The sequence below is a fragment of the Erythrobacter sp. SN021 genome, assembly GCF_021864455.1.
The window spans coordinates 243,864-264,671 of record NZ_JAKKUW010000004.1 but is presented as its reverse complement, the minus strand read 5'-3'; the positions used below and the strand labels follow the sequence as shown (position 1 = coordinate 264,671).

Sequence of the window (20,808 nt, the reverse complement as noted above, 5' to 3'; positions counted from 1 at the left end):
CTCGTACTCGCGCCGGTCGACGGGGACACCTCACCCGTGCTGCTGCTCGAACTGGTCGTTGTGGAAACCTCTCCTGTAGAGGTCGAGGTCGAGGACCCACCCGTCGAGGTCGAGGTGGAACTGCCGCCGGTAGACGTGGTGGTCGATACGTCGACGATCACGTCGGGCGTTTCGCCCCCGGTCGTGGTGGTCGAATTGACGATGACGCTGCCGCCTCCGCTCGAGCCGGTGAAAAACCCGCCGAAGAAGCCGCCGCCGAAGCCGCCGCCATATCCGCCGCCATAGCCACCGCCCGGGATCGAGCGGGCCGAGCCGCCACCGCCGACCGGCGCCGCTGCCGGCAGCGGAGGTACGGGAACGGGGGCCATCGCCTGGCGATAGACCGGCGGGCAGATGTTGTTCGGGTTATAGGCCGCTTCGGGCGATTCGGCGGGCACGCATTCGACCTGGCGTGGAATGGTGCGGGCACGCGGCACGGTCGGCCGCGGCACAGCGCGCGGCTTGGCCTGCTTGACGTATTTCACCGCTTTCGATTTGTATTGCGGATTGTCGGAAATCGGCTTTTCCGCGACATGCACGGCACCGCCTGCAAGCAACGCTCCACCCGCCGCGGTGGCCGAGAGTTTGGCTAGAGCTGACTTGACCGACATCGTGAAACTTCCTCTTGCGACCGCCCAAGGAGCGGAGGAATTTCCGCGCCTTGCAGCGACCCTTGATTCTTTCTGCGACTCCCGTTTTCGGATTTTCGCGCGAATTTACTGATCGCTCATGCATCTAGAAAGTAAATTTTTCGCGGAAATACGAGGGTTGTGCAAGCCCCGTCCCGTTTCGGGACCCTCTGATGCAGCTTTCTTACCGCTTCGATAACCCTATTTGTCGAACATGTCTCCCTGCGGTGTCGATGGCGGCGACAAGCCGAGATGCGCCCAGCCTCCATCGTTGAGGCAGCGCCCCCGCGCGGTTCGCGCGATCAGGCCGAGCTGGATGAGATAGGGTTCGATCACCTCCTCCACCGTGTCGCGCGGTTCCGACAGGCCCGCCGCGAGCGTTTCCACCCCGACCGGGCCACCCTTGTAAGTCGTTGCGATCATGGTGAGATAGCGGCGGTCCATCGCATCGAGGCCGAGCGAATCGACCTCGAGCCTGGTCAGGGCCTCATCCGCCACTTTCGTGGTCACGATCGGCTCGCCCAGCACGCTGGCGAAATCGCGCACTCGGCGCATCAGGCGGCCTGCGACGCGCGGGGTGCCGCGCGAACGGCGGGCAATCTCGCGCGCGCCGCCCTCGTCGATGCCCATGCCGAGCAGCCCCGCGCCGCGGGTGACGACCTTGAGCAGCTCGTCCTCGGTATAGAAAGTCAGCCGCACCGGAATGCCGAAGCGGTCGCGCAGCGGCGTGGTCAGCAAGCCCTGCCGCGTGGTCGCGCCGACCAGCGTGAAGGGCGGCAGGTCGATCCGCACGCTGCGCGCCGACGGCCCCTCGCCGATGATGATATCGAGCGCGCGGTCCTCCATCGCCGGATAGAGAATCTCCTCGACCACCGGATTGAGCCGGTGAATCTCGTCGATGAAGAGCACGTCGTTGGGCTCGAGATTGGTGAGCAGTGCGGCCAGATCGCCCGCCTTGGCGATGACCGGGCCGCTGGTGGCGCGGAACCCCACGCCCAGCTCCTTCGAGACGATCTGCGCCAGCGTCGTCTTCCCTAGCCCGGGCGGGCCGAAGAACAGCACATGGTCCATTGCCTCGCCGCGCCCCTTGGCAGCCTCGACGAACACGCGAAGGTTCTCGCGCGCCGCCTTCTGTCCGACGAACTCGGCAAGGCTCTTGGGCCGCAGCGCCGCATCCGGGTCTTCGGGCTGCCGGTCGGGCGAATGGAGGGGGACGGGTTCGGTCACACCACCCCCATACCGTCATGCTGAACTTGTTTCAGCATCCATCGCGCGGCAATCACCCACGCATGCCGATCGAGCACCAACCCTGCGTCTACATCCTTGCGAGTCAGCCGCGCGGAACGATTTATGTCGGCGTCACCAGCGACCTTATGCAGCGTCTCTATCAACACCGGGAGGGCCTTACAGGCGGATTTACGGCGCGCTACAAGGTCCATCGTCTCGTGCGCTTCGAGATGTTCGGCGACATGGAGCAGGCCATCCTGCGCGAGAAGCAGTTGAAGCGCTGGCATCGTCAATGGAAGATCAACCTCATCGAAGGGGACAATCCGCACTGGATAGATTTGGCTATAGAATTGGGCTTCGAGCCGCTTGCTTCGGACGAGCCGAAAAATGGATCCTGAAACGAGTTCAGGATGACGACATGGGGGGATATCCCACTCAAAACGGGTTCACCGTGTAGCCCGCTTGCTGCAGCACCGCGTGCGCGGTCATGGCGGAGAGCGCCATCTCGACGCCGGGGACGAGGTCGTCCTGCGTGATGCCGTGCGCGACGGCGCTCTGGCCACACAGGATTACCCGCACACCGTGGTCGAGAAGGTCGCGCACCAGGGCGTGGCTGGCGTTCACGCCGGGCTTGCCCTGTGCCTCCCACGCCGGTTCCTTGAGCAGATCGAGCGAAGCGCCGCCGTGAACCACGACCGCGACCTGAATATCCTCAGGATCGACTCCGGCGGCAGCGTGCATGTTGATGAAGCGCGCGGCGCTTTCGATATGGCGGTTGGCCTTCCCCTCGCTCGCAGCCTCGCTGACGTCGAAGCTGTGCTTGAACGCCGTGCCCGCCGACAGCTTTCCCACGCCCTCGACCGGCGCGTGAGGCCCGAAGTCCTTGAACACCGGCCCCGTCTCGAAGGCGCTCATGTCCTGCGCGCTTGCCGCCGAAGCTACCAGCGCCGCCAGGGCCGCCGTCAACGCATATCGCAAAATTGCCACTCTCATCCTGCTGCCCTCTTCAATGCGACGCGGATGAGGTCGCCCTCGCCCGCATCTTCGCCCAGTTCGCCCTTTGCCGCGGCCACCGCGCGCGCGGCCACGGCGGGTTTGAAACCGAGGTTTTCGAGCGCGCTCACCGCATCGGCGCTGGCACTGCCCGCAGGGGTCACGGCGACACCCGCAGCGCCGACCATCCCGCCGCCCGGCAACGCGCCGGCCTTGTCCTTCAGCTCGTTGACGATGCGCCCCGCCAGCTTCGGCCCGACACCGTTTGCGCGCGCGATCATCGCCGCGTCGCCGTTCGAGCAGGCCGCCTGCACCTCGCCCGTCGAAAGCGCGGAGAGGATCGCCAGTGCCACCTTGCTGCCGACACCCTGTACCTGGGTGAGCAGGCGGAACCAGTCCCGCTCGGCGGCCTCGGCGAAACCCAGCAGGCGCATATCGGTCTCGCTCACCTGCAAATCGGTATAGACGGTGCAGGCCCCGCCCACCTCGCCCAGCGCGGCGAGCGTCTTGGTCGAGCAATGGACGAGATAGCCGACACCCGACACATCGATCACCGCCCAGTCGGCGCCGGTTTCGTCGAGCAATCCCTTGAGCTTTGCAATCATGGTTTGTTCCTGCCCGACATTGGGCGCCTTGACCAGTCCGGCGGCCGAATTATCGCCAGCGCCTGCCCCGGCCGGGTCCGGGTGACAAAGGCGACACCCCGTCACCCCATAGGTTCGTGACCCAAATCCCTGATTTTACGGCGCAATATCGCTCCAGGACCAGGGTGACACATTGCGGGCACCCCGCCCCCCCTTTCTCACTCCCCATTCCTATCGCAGACTTTCGGCCCTGTAGGAAAATCTCGGCTTCACCCCGCCCCAAAAAAGGCAAAGTGGACAGGCCTGGCCGCTTGGGACAAGACAGGCGCATGAGCTGGAATACATTCGGACGGACCCTGCGCTTTACCACCTGGGGCGAAAGCCATGGCCCCGCGATCGGCGCGGTGGTCGACGGGTGCCCGCCGGGGATCGCATTGTCCGAAAGCGACATCCAGCCCTTCCTCGACGCACGGAAGCCGGGGCAGAACAAGTTCACCACCCAGCGCCAGGAACCGGATGCGGTCCGCATCCTGTCGGGCGTGTTCGAGAGCAAGACCACGGGCACGCCGATCAGCCTGCTGATCGAGAACACCGACCAGCGATCGAAGGACTATTCCGAAATCGCGAAATCCTATCGACCGGGCCATGCCGACTATGCCTATGACGCGAAATACGGCTTCCGCGACTATCGCGGCGGCGGGCGCAGTTCGGCGCGCGAGACGGCGATGCGCGTGGCGGCGGGCGCCGTGGCGAGGCTGGTCATCCCCGAGGTAAGCATCGTCGCCTATGTCGCGGAAATCGGCGGTGACCGGATCGACCCCGCGAATTTCGACCGCGAGGAAATCGCGCGCAATCCCTTCTGGTGCCCCGACGCACAGGCCGCATTGCGCTGGGAAAGGCTGGTCGACGAGGCGCGCAAGGCCGGCTCGTCGCTGGGCGCGGTGGTCGAATGCGTGGCCGAAGGTGTGCCGGCGGGCTGGGGTGCACCCGTCTATGCCAAGCTCGACAGCGATCTGGCGGCGGGCATGATGAGCATCAACGCAGTCAAAGGGGTCGAGATTGGGGACGGTTTCGAGGCCGCGCGGCTGACCGGCGAACAGAACGCCGACCCGATGCGCCCCTCCTTAAACGATGGGGGCAATGACGGCCCCCGTTTCGAGGCCAACCATGCAGGCGGGATCGCGGGCGGCATCTCGACCGGCCAGCCGGTGACCTGCCGCGTGGCCTTCAAGCCGACCAGCTCGATCCTCACCCCTGTCGCCAGCGTGACCCGCGACGGCGAGGCAACCGAAGTGCGTACCAAGGGCCGCCACGATCCGTGCGTCGGTATCCGCGGAACACCCGTGGTCGAAGCGATGATGGCGCTGGTGCTGGCGGACCACAAGCTGCTCCACCGCGCGCAGTGCGGGCAGGGGTGAGAGCCCGCAATCATAGCATATTAACCGTATTTTTTGGAGCCTGCCTTAGTGGTGGTCGTTCGATGAGACCGCTACTGATCCTGTTTCTCTTCGCGATCAGCCTTGCCGCGCCCACCAGCGCTTCCGTTCAGGCTGGCGTGGAGAATTGCATTGCCGCGCTACCCGTAGCGAAAGGCGCGCCAGGAGCCGAGGCCTTCGCGCAGGATTGGCGATGCGATGGCGAAACGGTTTCGCTCGACAATGAACGGATTTTTTTGCGCATCGATGCCGGGCCAACGCATGGCGGTACGCGCTTCGTTACGGCCCAACGCGGAGTTTTCGAGCGGATCCATGTGGTGACGCGGGATACTGACGGGCGTATTCGCAGCCGGTCCTGGAAGATCGATGATCTCACACCGGTCGTCGGCACCGACCTCTTCAAGCTGCCGACCCCACCGGGCAGAGATGTGGTTGTGGCTATCGACCGACTAGGCGATCCGCGTGTGGTGACAACCGCCCGTCTGGTCGACCGCGATCCCGCCGCCGAGCCCGGGCTCGACAATCTCGTTCTTTTGATTGCCGCTCTGGCTGGCATGCTCGTCATGCCGTTGATCTTCGGAATGGCGGTCTATCAGGTGCTCCGGCAGAAATTCGTATTCTGGCATTTCGCCACCGCAACGACCCTGCTTGCCACGGTTCTTATCAATTCGGGTCTTTTATCGAAGATTGCGGGAGTGCCGATGGGCCTTCTCGTCCGCATGGCGCTGGCCGACACCGGCTTCACGGTTGCAGCAACCCTGATTTTCGCCACCCATTTCGTCGAGCGAGACGCCGTACCCCCTCGCTTGCGAAAACTGGCCATCATTTTCGCGGGCTGGGCGCTGTTCATTAGCGTCGCCAATGCGGTATTTCCGCTGGCCGCGCCGAACTGGCAATTCCAAGCTTACCATATGGGTTTCGTCCCCATCCTGGCGTTTCTCGTCGTGTATCTCGCAACCGCCGCGCGGCGGGGCAGCCGATACGTCTGGTATCTGATAGTCGGCCTCGCTCCGCTCATGCTGCTTGGCGGCTGGCGCCTTCTGGGACAGCTAAGCCCGATCGGCGCGCAGTATGATACGACATTGTTCTTTTATATCGGATGCGTGTTCGAAGAAGTCGCCGTCACTCTTGGCGTTGCCGATCGTCTTCTGACATTGCGGCGTGAAAGGGACCTGGCGATTGTCCGTGCCGATGAACTCGACGAGGTGAGCCGACACGACAGCCTCACCGGGCTCCTCAACCGGCGTGCGCTCGACGATAAGAGCGAACCGATTGTCGGTTCGTCGGCCATCGCCATCCTCGATATCGACTATTTCAAGGCAATCAACGACACCTATGGCCATATCGTCGGCGATCGCGTGCTCTGCGCACTCGCCGACGTTTTGCGCACCGAACCGCAGACACGCGCCATACGCTTGGGCGGCGAGGAGTTCCTGATCCAAACAACCCACCGCCGGCCGGAAAAGCAGCTTGCCGATCTTCGTCAAGCCGTCGCGAAGGCTATCGCAAGCGACGTACCGGAAATCGAATGGCAAGTAACATGCAGCATGGGTGTCATCATCCTCGCCGGGATCGATGCGAATAGCGAACTCGATTACGAGACCTTGTATTCGCGGTGCGATGTCCTTCTTTATCGCGCCAAGGACGAAGGCCGCGACCGTATGGTTGTCGAACGGTTAGCCTATTTCGAAAGAACCGAATCTTCGGCCATCGTGCGCAAACCCAGGGCGCCAAAGGATGCCGCATGAACCGGACGGAACGCGATGGCCCTTGCGTCCCGCGCGTTTGTCAGCCCCGCATAGCTAGGCTTGAAAACCGCGGCTTTCCCGCGCGGGGGACACTCCGCCGCGCATTGAATGTAGTGCGTTATGCGTCGGGTCTGGGCTGGGTGTAATCGACCGAATCGTCGCAAATACCGTCCTTCTCGCAATCGTTTAGGCCATCGCCGTCCTTATCCCAGCTCGGGTGCATGGTCGGCTCGAGATATTCCGGGCAATAGGTCGCTCCGTATTCCGCTGGTTCGAGACCGGCGGCTTGCGCTTCCTCTTCGCTCGCATAGCGGTTGCCTTCGCCATCGCAGAAGCTGATCTTGCGTTCCGCCAGCGGAGCTTCCGAGCCGGTAACCTGCTCGATTTCCGCCTCCGCGATTTCCGTTTCTGCGGTATTCGGGTCGGCATCCTGCTCAGCCTGCTCGCACGCGGCAAGGCCGACCAGCGCCGTGATCGCCATCGAAATTCCCAGTTTCCGCATCATCGAGTTCCTCCTCGTAAACAGGTCGCGGCCTTCACGTCATCGTCGGCCCGCATGACAGGTACAACGACCCGTCCATACACGCGTTCCTCCATGGGCGGCTTTGTGGCGGCAACCGCGCGAGCCGAACAGCACAGGATGGAAAATGCACGAACGCGTCCAGATGCCGAGCTTATCGAAGGTTCCATCGATTTGATCGATTATTTCGATCCTCGCAATCGCAACTTATCGCTTTTGTGCATCGCAACAAGGCCTATCTGACCCCCATCAGTTTCAACCCGAACTACGGAGACATTCATGGGTATCATCGGAAGCCAGATCAAACCGTTCACCGCCACCGCCTTCCAGGCCGGCAAGGACTTCTTCGAAGTCACGGACGAAGACGTGAAGGGCAAGTGGGCCGTTTTCTTCTTCTATCCGGCCGACTTCACCTTCGTCTGCCCGACCGAACTCGAAGACCTCGGCGAACATTACGAAATGCTTCAGAAGCTGGACGTCGAAGTCTATGGCGTATCGACCGACACCCATTTCAGCCACAAGGCCTGGCACGACACTTCGGAGAAGATCGGCAAGCTGAACTTCCCGTTCCTGGGCGACCAGAACCACGTGCTGGCACGCAATTTCGACGTGCTGCGTGAAGGCGCCGGCCTTGCCGATCGGGCGACCTTCGTGGTCGATCCCGATGGCGTCATCCAGCTCGTCGAACAGACCTGCGAAGGTGTCGGCCGCAATGCCAACGAACTGGTACGCAAGATCCGCGCGGCCCAGTATGTGCGCAACAATCCCGGCCAGGTCTGCCCGGCCGCATGGGAAGAAGGCGAAGACACGCTGGCGCCTTCGCTCGACCTCGTCGGCAAGATCTAGGCGTTAAGCCTGATGACAGATCGGGCGCTCTAAGGGCGCCCGCATAAGAGCCCGAGCCTAAAACTCGGGTCGCTGGAAGGCCCGGGGCACTCCCCTCCCCCCTCGCCCCGGGCCTTTTCCCTTCCTCAAGATTTTCGAATCCTTCGTCCCACCCGGAGCCCGGAGTCCGCCCATGCTCGACGCAACCATGACCCAGCAGCTCAAGACCTATCTCGCGAACCTGCGCGAACCGGTCGAACTGGTCGCCTCGCTCGGCGATGACGCCAAAAGCACGCAGACGCGCGAATTGCTCGAAGAAATCGCCGCGCTTCACGACCTTGTGAGCGCGAGTTTCGACGGAACCGATGAGCGCAAGCCCAGCTTCGTCATTCGCCGCGGCGGCGATGCGGAAAAGTGGGTTCGTTTCGCGGGCCTGCCGATGGGTCACGAATTCACCAGCCTTGTGCTGGCCCTGCTATGGGCCGGGGGACACCCGCCCAAGGTCGATGCCGATCTTCTGGAACAGATCCGCGGACTTGAAGGCGATTACGCTTTCGAAATGTATTTCTCGCTTTCCTGCCACAACTGCCCCGACGTGGTGCAGGCGCTGACCCTGATGGCGCTGGAAAATCCGCGCATAACCGCCACGCTGATCGAGGGCGGGACCTATCAGGACGAGGTCGATGCACGCGAGGTCATGGCCGTGCCCGCGACCTTCCTCAATGGCGAACCGTTCTACAACGGCAAGATGGAACTGGCCGAAATCCTGGCGAAGCTCGACACGGGCAGCGAAGCGAAGGCGGCAGAGAAACTGTCGGCCAAGGACCCGTTCGAAGTGCTGGTGGTCGGCGGCGGCCCGGCCGGGGCAGCAACCGCCATCTATACCGCGCGCAAGGGCTTTCGCACGGGCATCGCTGCCGAACGTTTCGGCGGGCAGTTGCACGATACGCTGGGGATCGAGAACCTGCCTGGCACGGTCTATACCGAAGGGCCGAAGCTGGCCGGCGAATTGAAGCGCCATGTGGGCGAATACGACATCGACTTGATGGACCTCGCCAAGGCAGTGAAGCTGATACCTGCCGAGAAGCAAGGCGGTCTGCACACGGTGGAGCTTGGCAATGGTGCGAGCCTCAAGGCGCGCAGCCTGATCCTCGCCACCGGCGCGCGCTGGCGCAATCTCGGCGTTCCGGGCGAAGCGGAATATCGCAACAAGGGCGTGGCCTATTGCCCGCACTGCGACGGTCCGCTGTTCAAAGGGAAGCGCATTGCCGTGATTGGCGGCGGCAATTCGGGCGTCGAGGCGGCGATCGACCTGGCCAAGATCGTCGGTCACGTCACGCTGATCGAATATGACGATCACTTGCGCGCCGACGAGGTGCTGCAAAGGAAGCTGCGCTCGATGGCCAATGTCGAGATCGTCACCAGCGGGCAGACCACCGAGATCACCGGCAAGGACGGCAAGGTCGACGGCCTCGTGCTGAAGGACCGCCAGTCGGGCGAGGAGCGCCGCATCGATTTGGAAGGCGTGTTCGTGCAGATCGGCCTCGTCCCCAATACCGAATGGCTGCAGGGTTCGGGCCTCGAACTCACCAAATTCGGCGAAATCGTCACCGACGAGGAAGGTCGCACCAACCTTCCCGGCGTCTTCGGTGCAGGCGACGTTACCGACGTGCCCTACAAGCAGATCGTGGTTGCCATGGGGGAAGGCTCGAAGGCAGGCCTGTCGGCCTTCGATTACCTCATCCGCACCGAGCCGGCCGAGGACGTCGCGCAAGCCGCCTAGAAAACATCCCCGTCATTGCGAGCGACGCAGTCGCGCGGCAATCCAATGTGCCGCAGATGTTGGTTTCGCCACCATGGATTGCCGCGTCGCCTGCGGCTCCTCGCAATGACGGGAAAACAACTGCACATCATCGCCTGAGGCAATCAATTCGACGCAATTAATCGATTGGACGAATTAACGACAAAGGCGCATCATCCTTTCACCGGATTTTCGAATCTAAAGAGAGTGGAGAGAGACGATGGACGCCAAGACAGGTGAAATGAGCGGCTGCCCCTTCCATGGCGATGGCGGGATGCGCGGCTTGCTGGGCCGTACCAACCGCGATTGGTGGCCCGACAGCCTTCAACTCGAAATCCTCCAGCAGGGCGGCCGCAGTGCCGACCCGATGGGCGAGGATTTCGACTATTGCGAGGCGTTCAATGCGCTCGACTATCAGGCGCTGAAACGCGACCTGACCGATCTGATGACCGACAGCCAAGACTGGTGGCCGGCCGATTACGGCCATTACGGCCCTTTCTTCATCCGCATGGCATGGCACGCGGCGGGCACTTATCGCACCGGCGACGGACGCGGCGGCGCAGGCAGCGGCCAGCAACGCTTCGCTCCGCTCAATAGCTGGCCCGACAATGGCAATCTCGACAAGGCGCGCCGCCTCTTGTGGCCGATCAAGCAGAAATACGGCAAGCACATCAGCTGGGCCGACCTGTTCATCCTCACCGGCAATGTCGCGATCGAGTCGATGGGCGGCCCGGTGTTCGGCTTCGGCGGCGGGCGCAAGGACGTGTTCGAGCCCGAAACCGTCTATTGGGGCACGGAGGAACAGTGGGTCGATACCGGTGCGGAAACGCGCATCATTCCCGATGAGGGCAAGGCGCTCGAGAACCCGCTCGCGGCGATCCAGATGGGGCTGATCTACGTCAATCCCGAAGGTCCGGGCGGCAATCCGCACGATGCCGAAGGCATGGCGCGCGACATGCGCGAAACCTTCGCCCGCATGGCCATGAACGACGAGGAAACCGTCGCGCTGACGGCAGGCGGCCACGCTTTCGGCAAGGCGCATGGCGCGAAGCCTTCCGACACTTTCGGCAAGGCACCCGAGGGCGAAAACCTGCACACCATGGGCTTTGGCTGGCTGACCGACCCCGAAGAAATCGGCAAGGGCCATATCACCACCAGCGGTATCGAGGGGGCTTGGACGCCCAATCCGACCCAGTGGGGCGGCGACTATTTCCGGCTGCTGTTCAAATACGACTATGAGCTGGTCCAGTCGCCCGCCGGCGCGAACCAGTGGCAGCCGATCGATCCGGACCCGGAAGACATGGCGCCCGATGCGCGCGATCCGTCCAAGAAGGTCCCGACCATGATGACCACCGCCGATATGGCGCTGAAACGCGACCCGGAATATCGCAAGATTTCCGAACGCTTCCGCGACGATCAGGCCGCGCTCGACGACGCTTTCGCCCGCGCCTGGTTCAAGCTGTGCCACCGCGACATGGGGCCAAAGGTCCGCTATCTCGGCCCCGAAGTTCCGGCCGAAGACCTGATCTGGCAGGATCCGGTCCCGGCCGGGAAGCAGGCGTCGGACAGCGCGGTCGCCGACTTCAAACGGGCGGTCCTCGATAGCGGCCTCAGCGTCAGCGAACTGGTCAAGGCAGCCTGGGCCTCGGCCTCGACCTATCGCAATTCCGACCATCGCGGCGGCGCCAATGGCGCGCATATCCGCTTCGATGCGCTGAGGAACTGGGCCGTCAACGATCCCGAGGAACTGGGCAAGGTGCTGGCCAAGCTCGACGAGCTGCGCGGCGACATCTCGATGGCCGACGCCATCGTTCTGGGCGGTGCGGCGGCGATCGAAAAGGCGGCGAAGGACGGTGGTTACGACATCACCGTGCCGGTCAGCACCGGCCGCGGCGATGCCAGCGAAGATCAGTTCGACGCCGAAAGCTGGGAACCGCTCGAGCCGTTTGCCGACGGGTTCCGCAACTATCTCAGGACCAAGGCGAGCGTGAAGACCGAAGACATGCTGGTCGACCGGGCGCATCTGCTTGGCCTGTCCATGCCCGAAATGACCGCACTGCTCGGCGGCATGCGGGCACTGGGAGCGGTCAGCAAGCATACGCAGCATGGCAACAGCATCGGCGTCCTCACCGATCGCCCCGGCGTGCTGTCGAACGACTTCTTCACCAACCTGCTCGCCATGGGCACGGTGTGGGAAGTGGTCGATGAGAGCGGAGACGAGGAGTTCGTCGGCAAGTGCCGCCTCAAGGGGGATGTGAAGTGGCACGCCACGCGCACCGACCTCGTCTTCGGATCGAATTCGCAGCTCCGCGCCGTGGCCGAAGTCTATGCCGAAAACGGCAACGAGCGGAAGTTCGTCGACGATTTCGTCAAGGCCTGGACCAAAGTGATGGAAGCCGATCGTTTCGATCTCGAATACGCCAAATATCACTGATCCGGCCCGCCGGTTCGCACGAAACCCCCGGCAGCGATGCCGGGGGTTTTTGTATTCGCGCGATCCGATCACACCGAACGGCAAAATGTGTCACCAGGCCCGGGACCCGAACCGGCGATCGGCTCGTATGTCTATCGCAATCACACAGAAAGGCGTCGCCCATGTCCGGCACGAAAATCCCCCCCACCACCACCGATGCAGGCATCCCGGTTCAGAGCGACGAGCATTCGCTGACGATCGGCCGCGATGGGCCGATCGTCCTCAACGATCACTATCTCATCGAGCAGATGGCGAACTTCAATCGCGAGCGCATTCCCGAACGCCAACCGCATGCCAAGGGTTCGGGCGCCTTCGGGTACTTCGAGACGACCGAAGACGTTTCGAAATATACCAAGGCCAAGCTGTTTCAGCCGGGCGTGAAGACCGATGTCGCAATGCGGTTTTCCACCGTGGCGGGCGAACGTGGCAGCCCCGACACCTGGCGCGACCCGCGCGGCTTTTCGGTCAAATTCTATACCGAAGACGGCAATTTCGACATGGTCGGCAACAACACGCCGATCTTTTTCATCCGCGATCCGCTGAAGTTCCAGCACTTCATCCGCAGCCAGAAGCGCCGCGCCGACAATGCCTTACGCGATCACGACATGATGTGGGATTTTTGGACGCTGAGCCCCGAAAGCGCGCATCAGGTGACTTATCTGATGGGCGATCGCGGGGTGCCCAAGAACTGGCGCGAGATGAACGGCTATGGCAGCCATACCTACATGCTCATCAACGAGGATGGCGAGAAGTTCTGGGTCAAATTCCACTTCCACACCGACGTCGGGACGGAAAGCGGCAATGCCCATCTGACGCAGGACGAGGCAGTCGAGAAAGCGGGCGAGGACAGCGATTACCACCGCCGCGACCTGTTCGACGCGATCCACAAGGGCGATTACCCGAGCTGGACGCTCAAATGGCAGATCATGCCCTATGAGGATGCCAAGACCTATCGCATCAATCCGTTCGATCTGACCAAGGTCTGGCCGCATGAGGATTATCCGCTGATCGAAGTCGGCAAGCTGGTGCTCAACGAAAACCCGGTCGATTGGGATACGCAGATCGAACAGCTCGCCTTCGAACCCAACAATATGGTCCCCGGCATCGGTCTATCGCCCGACAAGATGCTGCTGGCTCGCGGCTTTTCCTACGCCGATGCGCATCGCGCGCGGCTGGGCGTGAATTACAAGCAGATTCCGGTGAATTCGGCCAAAAACGCGGAGGTACATTCCTATTCGCGCGCAGGCGACATGCGGGTGAAGAATGCCGTCGATCCGGTCTATGCCCCCAATTCCTATGGTGGACCGGCGGCCCAGCCCGAAGTGGGCGGCGAAGCGACCTGGCACGCCGATGGCGATATGGTGCGGCAGGCCTACACCCTGCGCGAAGACGATGACGACTGGACACAGGCGGGCATCCTCGTGCGCGACGTCATGGACGATGCCCAGCGCGATCGCTTCGTGTCCAATGTCGCGGGCCATCTGGCCGATGGCGTCAGCGAGAAGGTTCTGGTGCGGGCGTTCGAATATTGGCGCAATGTCGATGCCGCGATCGGCGATCGCATCGAAGAGGCCGTCCGCGACAAAATCGGGGGTAAGTCGAACGCACCGGGCATGGCCAGCGCATTGTCGATTTCCGGTGAGGGCGCGGCGGCGAAGGCCGACGCCGAATGACCCTTCAGCGTTCGCGCCTGAGCACGATGTAGAGTGCACCGTCTCCGCCGTGGCGCTGATGCGCACGGCGGACGGCGGCGATGGCCGAATGATGGCTCGATGCAGCCAGCCAGTCGAGCACCTTGGCGCGGATCGCGCCTCTCCGGTCGCTGCGATCCGCCGCAGCGACCGGGCGCGGCTTGCCCGTAATCAGCAGGATCGTGCGCGCGCCCATCGCCCGTGCCTGCGCCACCCCGCTCATCAGCCGGTCATAGGCGGCATCGAGATTGTGGCCATGCAGGTCCAGCGTCAGTTCCGGCTGCAGCCCGCCGGATTTCAGCCGCCGATCCCAGTGCGAATCGAGACCCCGGTCGGGTTGAGTCGGCCGGGTCGGCGGCGGCGCGATGCGGGCCGGCTTCGGCGCGCGCGGCAAGCTTGCCTTTTTGGGCGGTGCGGGCCGGGCGGGCGCTTTCGCCTCATGCGCGGGGCGGGGTTGGACAGGCTTGAGCGGATGCAGCGGCACTGTCGTCGCCGCAACCTTCTCCCATGCCGCGGCCTCTTCCGCCGACAATCCGCGCGGCGCGCTCATCGCCGGGCTTGGAGCCGTTCGATCGTCCCCCGTGGCAGCAGAACCAGCGCCGATCCGCGCGTGCTCATCTCGCCCGCAATCGCGCGCGCATCCCGGCCGTTGCCCCAGAACGTGTCGAACCGATTGGCCCCCTTGATCGCGCCGCCCGTATCCTGCGCGATCCACAGGCCATCGGCGACATCGGTTTCCATATCGAGGAATACCGGGGCTCCATAGGGCACGAATTTCGGGTCGACCGCGACCGAGGCTTCACGGCGGACCGGCACGCCCAGCGAACCCAGCGGGCCATCCGAATTCAGCTCGCGGAAGAACACCCAGCTTTTATTGAGGCGCATGATGTCGCGCCCCTCGGCGGGATGGTCCCGAATATAGGCCATGATGCCCTGCATCGAGGTTTCGTAAGGCGTGCCTTCGCCGATCAGGCCGCGCTCGCGCATGACGCGCCCGATGCCGACATATTCGCGCCCGTTCTGGCCCGCATAACCGATCCGCATAAGCGAACCGTCGGGCAGGCGCAGCAGGCCCGAGCCCTGAATCTGGAGGAAGAAAAACTCTACCGGGTCCGCCGCCCAGGCTATCTCCAGCCCGCGATTTTCCAGCGCGCCGAGTTCGATTTCGGTACGGTCGTAAAAGGGGACGAAGGCCCCACCGGCATTGTAACGCCCGAGGGGGGACCGCCCTTCGCGCTCGCTTTCAGGCATATCATCGGGCCAGGTCCGCACGAGTTCCGGGGGCACGGCGTAGATAGGCACGTCATAGCCCGGCATGCGGGTGCGACTACCGCGGATTTCGGGCTCGAAATAGCCGGTGGCGAACGCCGCGCCATCGCCCACACGCGCGGTTTCGAAATAGCTGGTGAAGAAGCGCCGCGCATCGGACACCGGCCACGTTGCCGCGGCTTCGCAGGCGGGGCGCCAGTCTTCGGCAAAGGTCAGCCCGCTCGCATCCTCACGCTTGAGAATCGAGGGGCAGGATTCGATGAAGGATACCAGCGCCGTGCCTGCATCGTCGGGCGCCAACCCCAACGATGCGACATCCGCTCCGCGCTCGATCGGCGCGAAGGCGGCACTGGAGACGGTTCCCGGCGGTAGCGCCACACCCTGGACCGGCCTGGTATCGGGCACCATCCTGACGCAGGCAGCAAGCGCCAGCGTCATCGCGATCACCATCGATTTGTGCATGAACCCTCCCCGTTGCGCGCGGGGCGTCAGCCCTCGTCCGTCTCGTCGAGCACCCAGTTGGGATCGGACGCGCCGATATTGCGGCGGAATGTCCATATGTCGCGGCTCTCGATCGCATCGTCCAGCGAACCGGCAATCACATTCCCATCGGCATCGCGCGTCACGGCAGCGATATCGGCGACGAAAAGCACCGCGATGCGGGCGGTCCGCCCGTCGAGTTCGGCGGAATGGACGCTGGCGTCCTCGATCCGGATCAGACGGTTGTCGAGCGTTTCGCCCGCTTCCTCGCGCGCATCGATGGCGCCCGCGAAGCTGGCATAAACGTCATCGTCGGTGAGTTCGCGCAGGGTTTCCTTGTCGCCATTCCAGAAAGCTTCGAGGATCATGCCATAGGCACTCTTGGCCCCTTCGAGAAAGCCGAGCAGATCGAAAGCCGGATCTGCCGAAGCAATCGCGCGGACGCCCGCTTCGTTGGCCGGCGCGCGGCTGTCGTCGACCCCGCGCAGAACGACCGGCTGGCGTAGCTGACGCGGCGGATTGTCCGCACGCGGCGGGGTATCCCCACGTTCGAACCGGTGTGGAATCACCTCTTCCTCATGCTCCGAACGGCGACCGAGCACCGAATAGAGCCGCAGCCCGAGAAAGGCGGCGATCATGGCGAGAATGACGATCTCGATGATCACGTAAGTAACCTGCTTCCCTACTTCTTTTGCGGGCGGCAGCGTGCCCCCGGCAGTCCAGCGTCTTTCCTGCCCTAGATAGGAAGGAATTACAAACCGACAATGGTAGTGCGACGAACATCGCCCTGTGCCGCGACCGCTCGCGGCCACGCATTGCTACGCGCCGCCGACAATGCTAGGCGCGCGCCCCGACAGTCCCGTGCGACCACCAGCGGCTCGCGGGGACGCACATTCGGATAATTGGAAAGCGACTGCTCATGGCCGACGAAGGCGACGTTCTCACCGACCTCAACATGGATCCCGCAGCCGGCGCCAATGGCGTCGACAACCAGCCCAGCGCGGGCATTATCTCGCAATATATCAAGGACCTGTCGGTCGAAAACCCGAACGCGCCCGCATGTTTCCAGTGGAACGAGCAACCACAGCTCGACGTGCAGGTCAATATCGGCGCCGACAAAGTTACCGACGAGGTCCACGAGGTAACGCTGAAGATCACGGCCACGGCCAAGACCAGCCAGGGCAATCTCTACCTGATCGACCTCGATTATTGCGGGCTGATGGGCATGCGCAACCTGCCAGACGAACATGCGCACGCCTTCCTCTTCGCCGAAGCACCGCGCCTGCTGTTCCCCTTCGCGCGGCGCGTGATCGCCGATGCCAGCCGCGATGCGGGCTTCCCGCCGCTGATGCTCGATCCGATGGATTTCGGCGCGCTTTACCAGCAGCAATTGGCCGCCCGCGCGCAGGAACAGCAAGCCCAGGGCGCAACGCCGCCCGCTGGCGACGCCTGAGCGCCTGACTTGCAACCGAGGCTCTGACAGGTGAGCCTGCTCAAGAACGTCGGGACGATCGGCGGGCTGACCATGGTCAGCCGCGTGGCCGGGATGGCGCGCGAGATGATTTTCTCGCGCGTCCTCGGCGCCAATGCGGTGACCGATGCCTGGTTTCAGGCCTTCATCATCCCCAATGTTTTCCGCCGTCTGTTCGCGGAAGGGGCGTTTTCCGCTGCCTTCGTCCCGATGTTCTCGAAACGCCTGAACGGCGAAGGCGGGATCGAGGAGGCGCGCAGTTTCTCCGACGATGTGCTGAGCGTATTCCTGCCGGTGCTGATCGCATTGTCCGCGATCATGATGCTCGCCATGCCGGGGGTTATCTGGCTGTTGTCGGACAAGCCGGTCGATCCCGCGACATTCGATATCGCCGTCGCCTTCGCGCGGATCATGTTTCCCTATATCGTCCTGGTCAGCCTGGTCACGCTGTTTACCGGAATGCTCAATTCGGTCAGCCGCTTCGCCCCCGGGGCGAGCTTTCCGATCATCCTCAACCTGGTGCTGATCGCCGCGCTGCTGGCGGGCGACTTTGCCATGGGCGCGCTCGGCTGGAGCGTCGAGCAGGTCGCCTTCGGCGTGGCCTGGGCGGTCACCGGGGGCGGCGTGCTGCAACTGGCCTGGCTCTATTACTGGAGCAGGGTGGAAGGCTTCCGCCCGCGCCTGCTGTGGCCGCGGATCACGCCCGAGGTAAAGCGCCTGTCGATCATCGCCCTGCCCGCCGCGATCGGCGGCGGCGCCTACCAGATCAACACGCTCGTCCAGCTCTATTTCCTCAACCAGCTTGCCGCAGGCTCGGTGAGCTACATGAATTATGCCGATCGGCTGAACCAGTTGCCGCTTGGGATCATCGGCATTGCGCTGTCCACCGCGATCCTGCCGACGCTGTCGAAATTCGTTGGCAGCGACAACAAGGAAGGCGCCGATCGCATCCAGTCCGACGCGATCGAACTGTCGATGCTGCTGACCATTCCCGCAGCGGTGGCGTTGGCGATCTGCGCCACGCCTTTCGTGACCATGATTTTCCAGGGCGGCCGGTTCAGCGTGGAGGATGCAGCCATTGCGGGCGAAGTGCTGGCCGCGCTGGTGCTGGGGCTTCCGGCCTATGTGCTGGTAAAGGTGCTGGTGCCCAATTTCTACGCCCGGGCGGACACCAAAACGCCCGTAGTCGCGGCGTTTATATCGCTGGGCGTGTTCATTGCCTTCAACCTCGCCTTCCTCCAGCGGTTCGGAGTGATCGGCGTCGCCTATGCCAGCGTGATCGGCGCCTGGATCAATGTCGGCTTCCTCTGCCTCGTACTGGCGAAACGCGGCTGGTACGCGCTGCCGGGCGCGCTGCTGCTGCGGATCGCGCGGCAATTGGTCGCAGCCGGGGCGATGGGCCTTGCCTTGTTCTATGCGCGCGATTTGCTAACCGGCTGGTTCGCTGCGGGACTGTTCGCGCGCCTCGCCGCCCTCGCGGTGCTCGTCGCCTGTTCGGCCATCGTCTATTTCGGCGTCGCCTTCGCCGTCGGCGCCATCGACCGGCAGCGCATCGCTGCCCTCACCAAAAAGAGGAATCCCTGACCCCATGCGCCCTGCAATGAGAGTAGTTTCCGGCATCCAACCTACCGGCAATCTCCACCTCGGCAACTATCTGGGGGCGATCCGCAATTGGGTGCGGATGCAGGACGAGATGGGCGATGGCGAGCAATGCCTGTTCTTCCTTGCCGATCTGCATGCGATTTCCATGCCGCATGACCCGGCGGAATTGCGACGGGCGACGCTGGAGATGGCCGCCGCGCTGGTCGCCTGCGGCATCGATCCGTCGCGCAGCGTGCTGTTCAATCAGGCACAGGTGCCCGCCCATGCCGAACTGCAATGGTTGCTCAATGGTACTGCGCGGATGGGCTGGCTGAACCGGATGACGCAGTTCAAGGACAAGAGCGGCAAGAACCGCGAAGGTGCCAGCGCGGCGCTGTTCACCTATCCAGTGCTGCAGGCCGCCGACGTACTGCTGTATCAGGCAACACACGTCCCCGTGGGCGAGGATCAGAAACAGCATCTCGAACTCGCCCGAGACATCGCGCAGAAGTTCAATAACGACTTCGCTTCCGAGGATGCGCCGGTATTCACCCTGCCCGATCCGATCAGCCCTCCCAAGGCCGCGCGGATCATGAATCTGCGGGACGGAACCAAGAAGATGAGCAAGTCCGACCCTTCGGAAATGAGCCGCATCGAACTCGCCGACTCGCCCGACGAGGTGATGAAGAAGATCAAGAAGGCCAAAACCGATCCAGAACCCCTGCCGAGCGAGGAAAAGGGTCTGGAAGATCGCCCCGAGGCGCTGAACCTCGTCACAATCTATGCCGCGCTGACCGATGCCAGCGTCGAGGACGTGCTGAAGGACTTCGGCGGCGAGGGTTTCGGCAAATTCAAGCCGGCGCTGGGCGAACTGCTGGTGGAAACCCTGCGCCCTATTTCGGAGCGCTTCACCGCATTGCTCGACGACCGCGAAGCGCTGGATGCAATCCTCGCGCGCGGCGCCAGCCAGGCGCGCGAAATCGGACGGCCGACATTGGAGGCGGCCTACACTGCGTTGGGTCTTATCCGTTAAGTCCTTCAAAGACGGTACGTAGATACAAGAAATGTGAATCCGGGCATTCAAATCGGGTTCATGGGCGTTCGTCTACACACAGGCACAGTTACTGGCAGTGTGCCTTGGGGAAGCGGCGGACTGCGCAAATGCGCGTAATCGTGGTAGACTGCGTGCTCGTTCGAAGAGGACTGATGATGACCGACCGCAAAAAGGGTTGGGGGCGCACACTCAAGCTTGCCTCCGTTCCGATGATCCTGGCAGGCCTTGCCGCCTGCGCCACGCCGTTCAAAGCCGACGTTTCGCGCTATCAGACGCAGTTGCCCGCTCCGCAGGGCGAAAGTTACTATGTGGTCGCGGATGACCCGGCGCTGGCGGGCGGGCTCGAATTCGCTCAATATGCCGATCTCGTCGAAGCGCAGATGGCGCGGCTTGGATATGCGCAAGCTGGATCGGCAGACGATGCCTCGCTGCTGGTGCGCTTCGATTACGGGGTCGACAATGGGCGAGAGCGTGTGCGCACGACAGGCTTTCACGACCCGTTCTATTCGCCCTGGTACGGTTACCGTTCGCCCTTCGGCTACCGTTCGCGGCTCGGATATTACCGCCCGCGCTATTACGGCAGTCGCTGGGGCTACGGCTTCTACGATCCGTGGTTCGGCGGCCCCGAGGTGCGCAGCTATACCGTCTATACCAGCGGCATCGACATGAAGATCGACCGCGCGGCGACCGGCGAGCGATTGTTCGAAGGCAAGGCCCAGGCGGTATCCACCTCGAACCGTCTGCAATATCTGGTGCCCAATCTGGTCGAGGCGATGTTCACCGACTTCCCGGGCAATTCGGGCGAGACGCTGCGCATCTCGATCGCCCCGGAAAAGACCACGGTGCGCCGTATCGACTAGCGGCGCATCCGACCGACGCAATGGCAGGAAAAGGGCGGCCGATGGATCGGACCGCCCTTTTTCGTTTGTTTGCGTTCGCTTAATTCTGCCTGCGTCCCTGCTCGCTCGATGGGCGACCTGGGCATTC

18 protein-coding genes and 1 pseudogene are annotated in these 20,808 nt (G+C 63.2%); 11 read left to right on the top strand and 8 right to left on the bottom strand.

All coding sequences use genetic code 11. The annotated features are described in order from the left end of the window. Positions 1-650: pseudogene (locus L5849_RS11500) on the bottom strand (PEP-CTERM sorting domain-containing protein); the annotation flags it as partial. 219 nt (positions 651-869) lie between these two features. Continuing rightward, positions 870-1,895 carry a Holliday junction branch migration DNA helicase RuvB gene (gene ruvB, locus L5849_RS11495; protein WP_236925678.1) on the bottom strand — a complete coding sequence of 342 codons (1,026 nt, stop codon included), beginning with the start codon at positions 1,893-1,895 and terminating at the stop codon, positions 870-872. 62 nt (positions 1,896-1,957) lie between these two features. Between ruvB and L5849_RS11490 the strand changes: the two genes are divergently transcribed. Continuing rightward, complete coding sequence (locus L5849_RS11490; protein ID WP_236925677.1) at positions 1,958-2,293, top strand: GIY-YIG nuclease family protein; 336 nt, start codon at positions 1,958-1,960, stop codon at positions 2,291-2,293. A 37-nt stretch (positions 2,294-2,330) separates the two neighbouring features. Here L5849_RS11490 and L5849_RS11485 read toward each other — a convergent pair whose 3' ends face one another. Together L5849_RS11485 and ruvA are read right to left on the bottom strand one after the other, a co-directional pair. Continuing rightward, positions 2,331-2,888: a DsrE family protein gene (locus L5849_RS11485; protein ID WP_236925676.1), complete on the bottom strand. Its 558-nt coding sequence runs from the start codon at positions 2,886-2,888 to the stop codon at positions 2,331-2,333. Continuing rightward, positions 2,885-3,493, bottom strand: coding sequence for a Holliday junction branch migration protein RuvA (ruvA, locus tag L5849_RS11480; RefSeq protein WP_236925675.1), 609 nt, complete (start codon positions 3,491-3,493; stop codon positions 2,885-2,887). Before ruvA ends, L5849_RS11485 begins: the two co-directional genes overlap by 4 nt. A gap of 308 nt (positions 3,494-3,801) precedes the next feature. Between ruvA and aroC the strand changes: the two genes are divergently transcribed. Together aroC and L5849_RS11470 are read left to right on the top strand one after the other, a co-directional pair. Continuing rightward, the gene (gene aroC, locus L5849_RS11475; RefSeq protein ID WP_236925674.1) at positions 3,802-4,890 is read left to right on the top strand and encodes a chorismate synthase; all 1,089 of its coding nucleotides are present in this window, start codon (positions 3,802-3,804) and stop codon (positions 4,888-4,890) included. Positions 4,891-4,952: 62 nt separating this feature from the next. Beyond that, positions 4,953-6,656 (top strand): diguanylate cyclase, encoded by a 1,704-nt coding sequence (locus tag L5849_RS11470; protein ID WP_236925673.1) that lies wholly within the window; start codon positions 4,953-4,955, stop codon positions 6,654-6,656. A 118-nt stretch (positions 6,657-6,774) separates the two neighbouring features. Here L5849_RS11470 and L5849_RS11465 read toward each other — a convergent pair whose 3' ends face one another. Next, positions 6,775-7,161, bottom strand: coding sequence for a hypothetical protein (locus L5849_RS11465; RefSeq protein WP_236925672.1), 387 nt, complete (start codon positions 7,159-7,161; stop codon positions 6,775-6,777). A 294-nt stretch (positions 7,162-7,455) separates the two neighbouring features. Here L5849_RS11465 and ahpC point away from each other — a divergent pair, with 294 nt between their 5' ends. The 4 genes from ahpC to L5849_RS11445 all read left to right on the top strand — a co-directional run bounded on the left by ahpC (position 7,456) and on the right by L5849_RS11445 (position 13,948). Next, positions 7,456-8,022 (top strand): alkyl hydroperoxide reductase subunit C, encoded by a 567-nt coding sequence (gene ahpC, locus L5849_RS11460; RefSeq protein WP_115415820.1) that lies wholly within the window; start codon positions 7,456-7,458, stop codon positions 8,020-8,022. A gap of 172 nt (positions 8,023-8,194) precedes the next feature. Then, entirely contained in the window at positions 8,195-9,784 is a 1,590-nt protein-coding gene (gene ahpF / locus L5849_RS11455; RefSeq protein WP_236925671.1) for an alkyl hydroperoxide reductase subunit F, read from the top strand. 238 nt (positions 9,785-10,022) lie between these two features. Continuing rightward, on the top strand, positions 10,023-12,236 hold the full coding sequence (gene katG, locus L5849_RS11450) for a catalase/peroxidase HPI (RefSeq protein WP_236925670.1): 2,214 nt from the start codon (positions 10,023-10,025) through the stop codon (positions 12,234-12,236). A 161-nt stretch (positions 12,237-12,397) separates the two neighbouring features. Beyond that, the gene (locus L5849_RS11445) at positions 12,398-13,948 is read left to right on the top strand and encodes a catalase (RefSeq protein ID WP_236925669.1); all 1,551 of its coding nucleotides are present in this window, start codon (positions 12,398-12,400) and stop codon (positions 13,946-13,948) included. A 4-nt stretch (positions 13,949-13,952) separates the two neighbouring features. Here the strand turns inward: L5849_RS11445 and L5849_RS11440 are convergent, their stop codons facing one another. From L5849_RS11440 to L5849_RS11430, 3 genes are read right to left on the bottom strand one after another with little or no spacing between them, the layout of a single operon-like run. Next, positions 13,953-14,516 (bottom strand): Smr/MutS family protein, encoded by a 564-nt coding sequence (locus L5849_RS11440; protein WP_236925668.1) that lies wholly within the window; start codon positions 14,514-14,516, stop codon positions 13,953-13,955. Beyond that, entirely contained in the window at positions 14,513-15,697 is a 1,185-nt protein-coding gene (locus L5849_RS11435; protein ID WP_236925667.1) for a murein transglycosylase A, read from the bottom strand. The genes L5849_RS11440 and L5849_RS11435 overlap by 4 nt, the downstream gene beginning before the upstream one ends. Positions 15,698-15,723: 26 nt before the next feature. Next, a complete protein-coding gene (locus L5849_RS11430; protein ID WP_115415814.1) occupies positions 15,724-16,380 on the bottom strand; it encodes a Tim44/TimA family putative adaptor protein in 657 nt (218 codons plus the stop codon). A 254-nt stretch (positions 16,381-16,634) separates the two neighbouring features. On the opposite strand from L5849_RS11430, the gene secB reads away from it, so the two are divergent. The 4 genes from secB (at position 16,635) to L5849_RS11410 (ending at position 20,681) form a co-directional block, all read left to right on the top strand. Further along, complete coding sequence (secB, locus tag L5849_RS11425) at positions 16,635-17,168, top strand: protein-export chaperone SecB (RefSeq protein WP_115415813.1); 534 nt, start codon at positions 16,635-16,637, stop codon at positions 17,166-17,168. 30 nt (positions 17,169-17,198) lie between these two features. Then, positions 17,199-18,770 (top strand): murein biosynthesis integral membrane protein MurJ, encoded by a 1,572-nt coding sequence (gene murJ, locus L5849_RS11420; RefSeq protein WP_236925666.1) that lies wholly within the window; start codon positions 17,199-17,201, stop codon positions 18,768-18,770. A gap of 16 nt (positions 18,771-18,786) precedes the next feature. After that, positions 18,787-19,800: a tryptophan--tRNA ligase gene (trpS, locus tag L5849_RS11415; protein ID WP_236925665.1), complete on the top strand. Its 1,014-nt coding sequence runs from the start codon at positions 18,787-18,789 to the stop codon at positions 19,798-19,800. 176 nt (positions 19,801-19,976) lie between these two features. Next, positions 19,977-20,681 carry a DUF4136 domain-containing protein gene (locus L5849_RS11410; RefSeq protein WP_174223720.1) on the top strand — a complete coding sequence of 235 codons (705 nt, stop codon included), beginning with the start codon at positions 19,977-19,979 and terminating at the stop codon, positions 20,679-20,681. Positions 20,682-20,808: the final 127 nt, after the last annotated feature.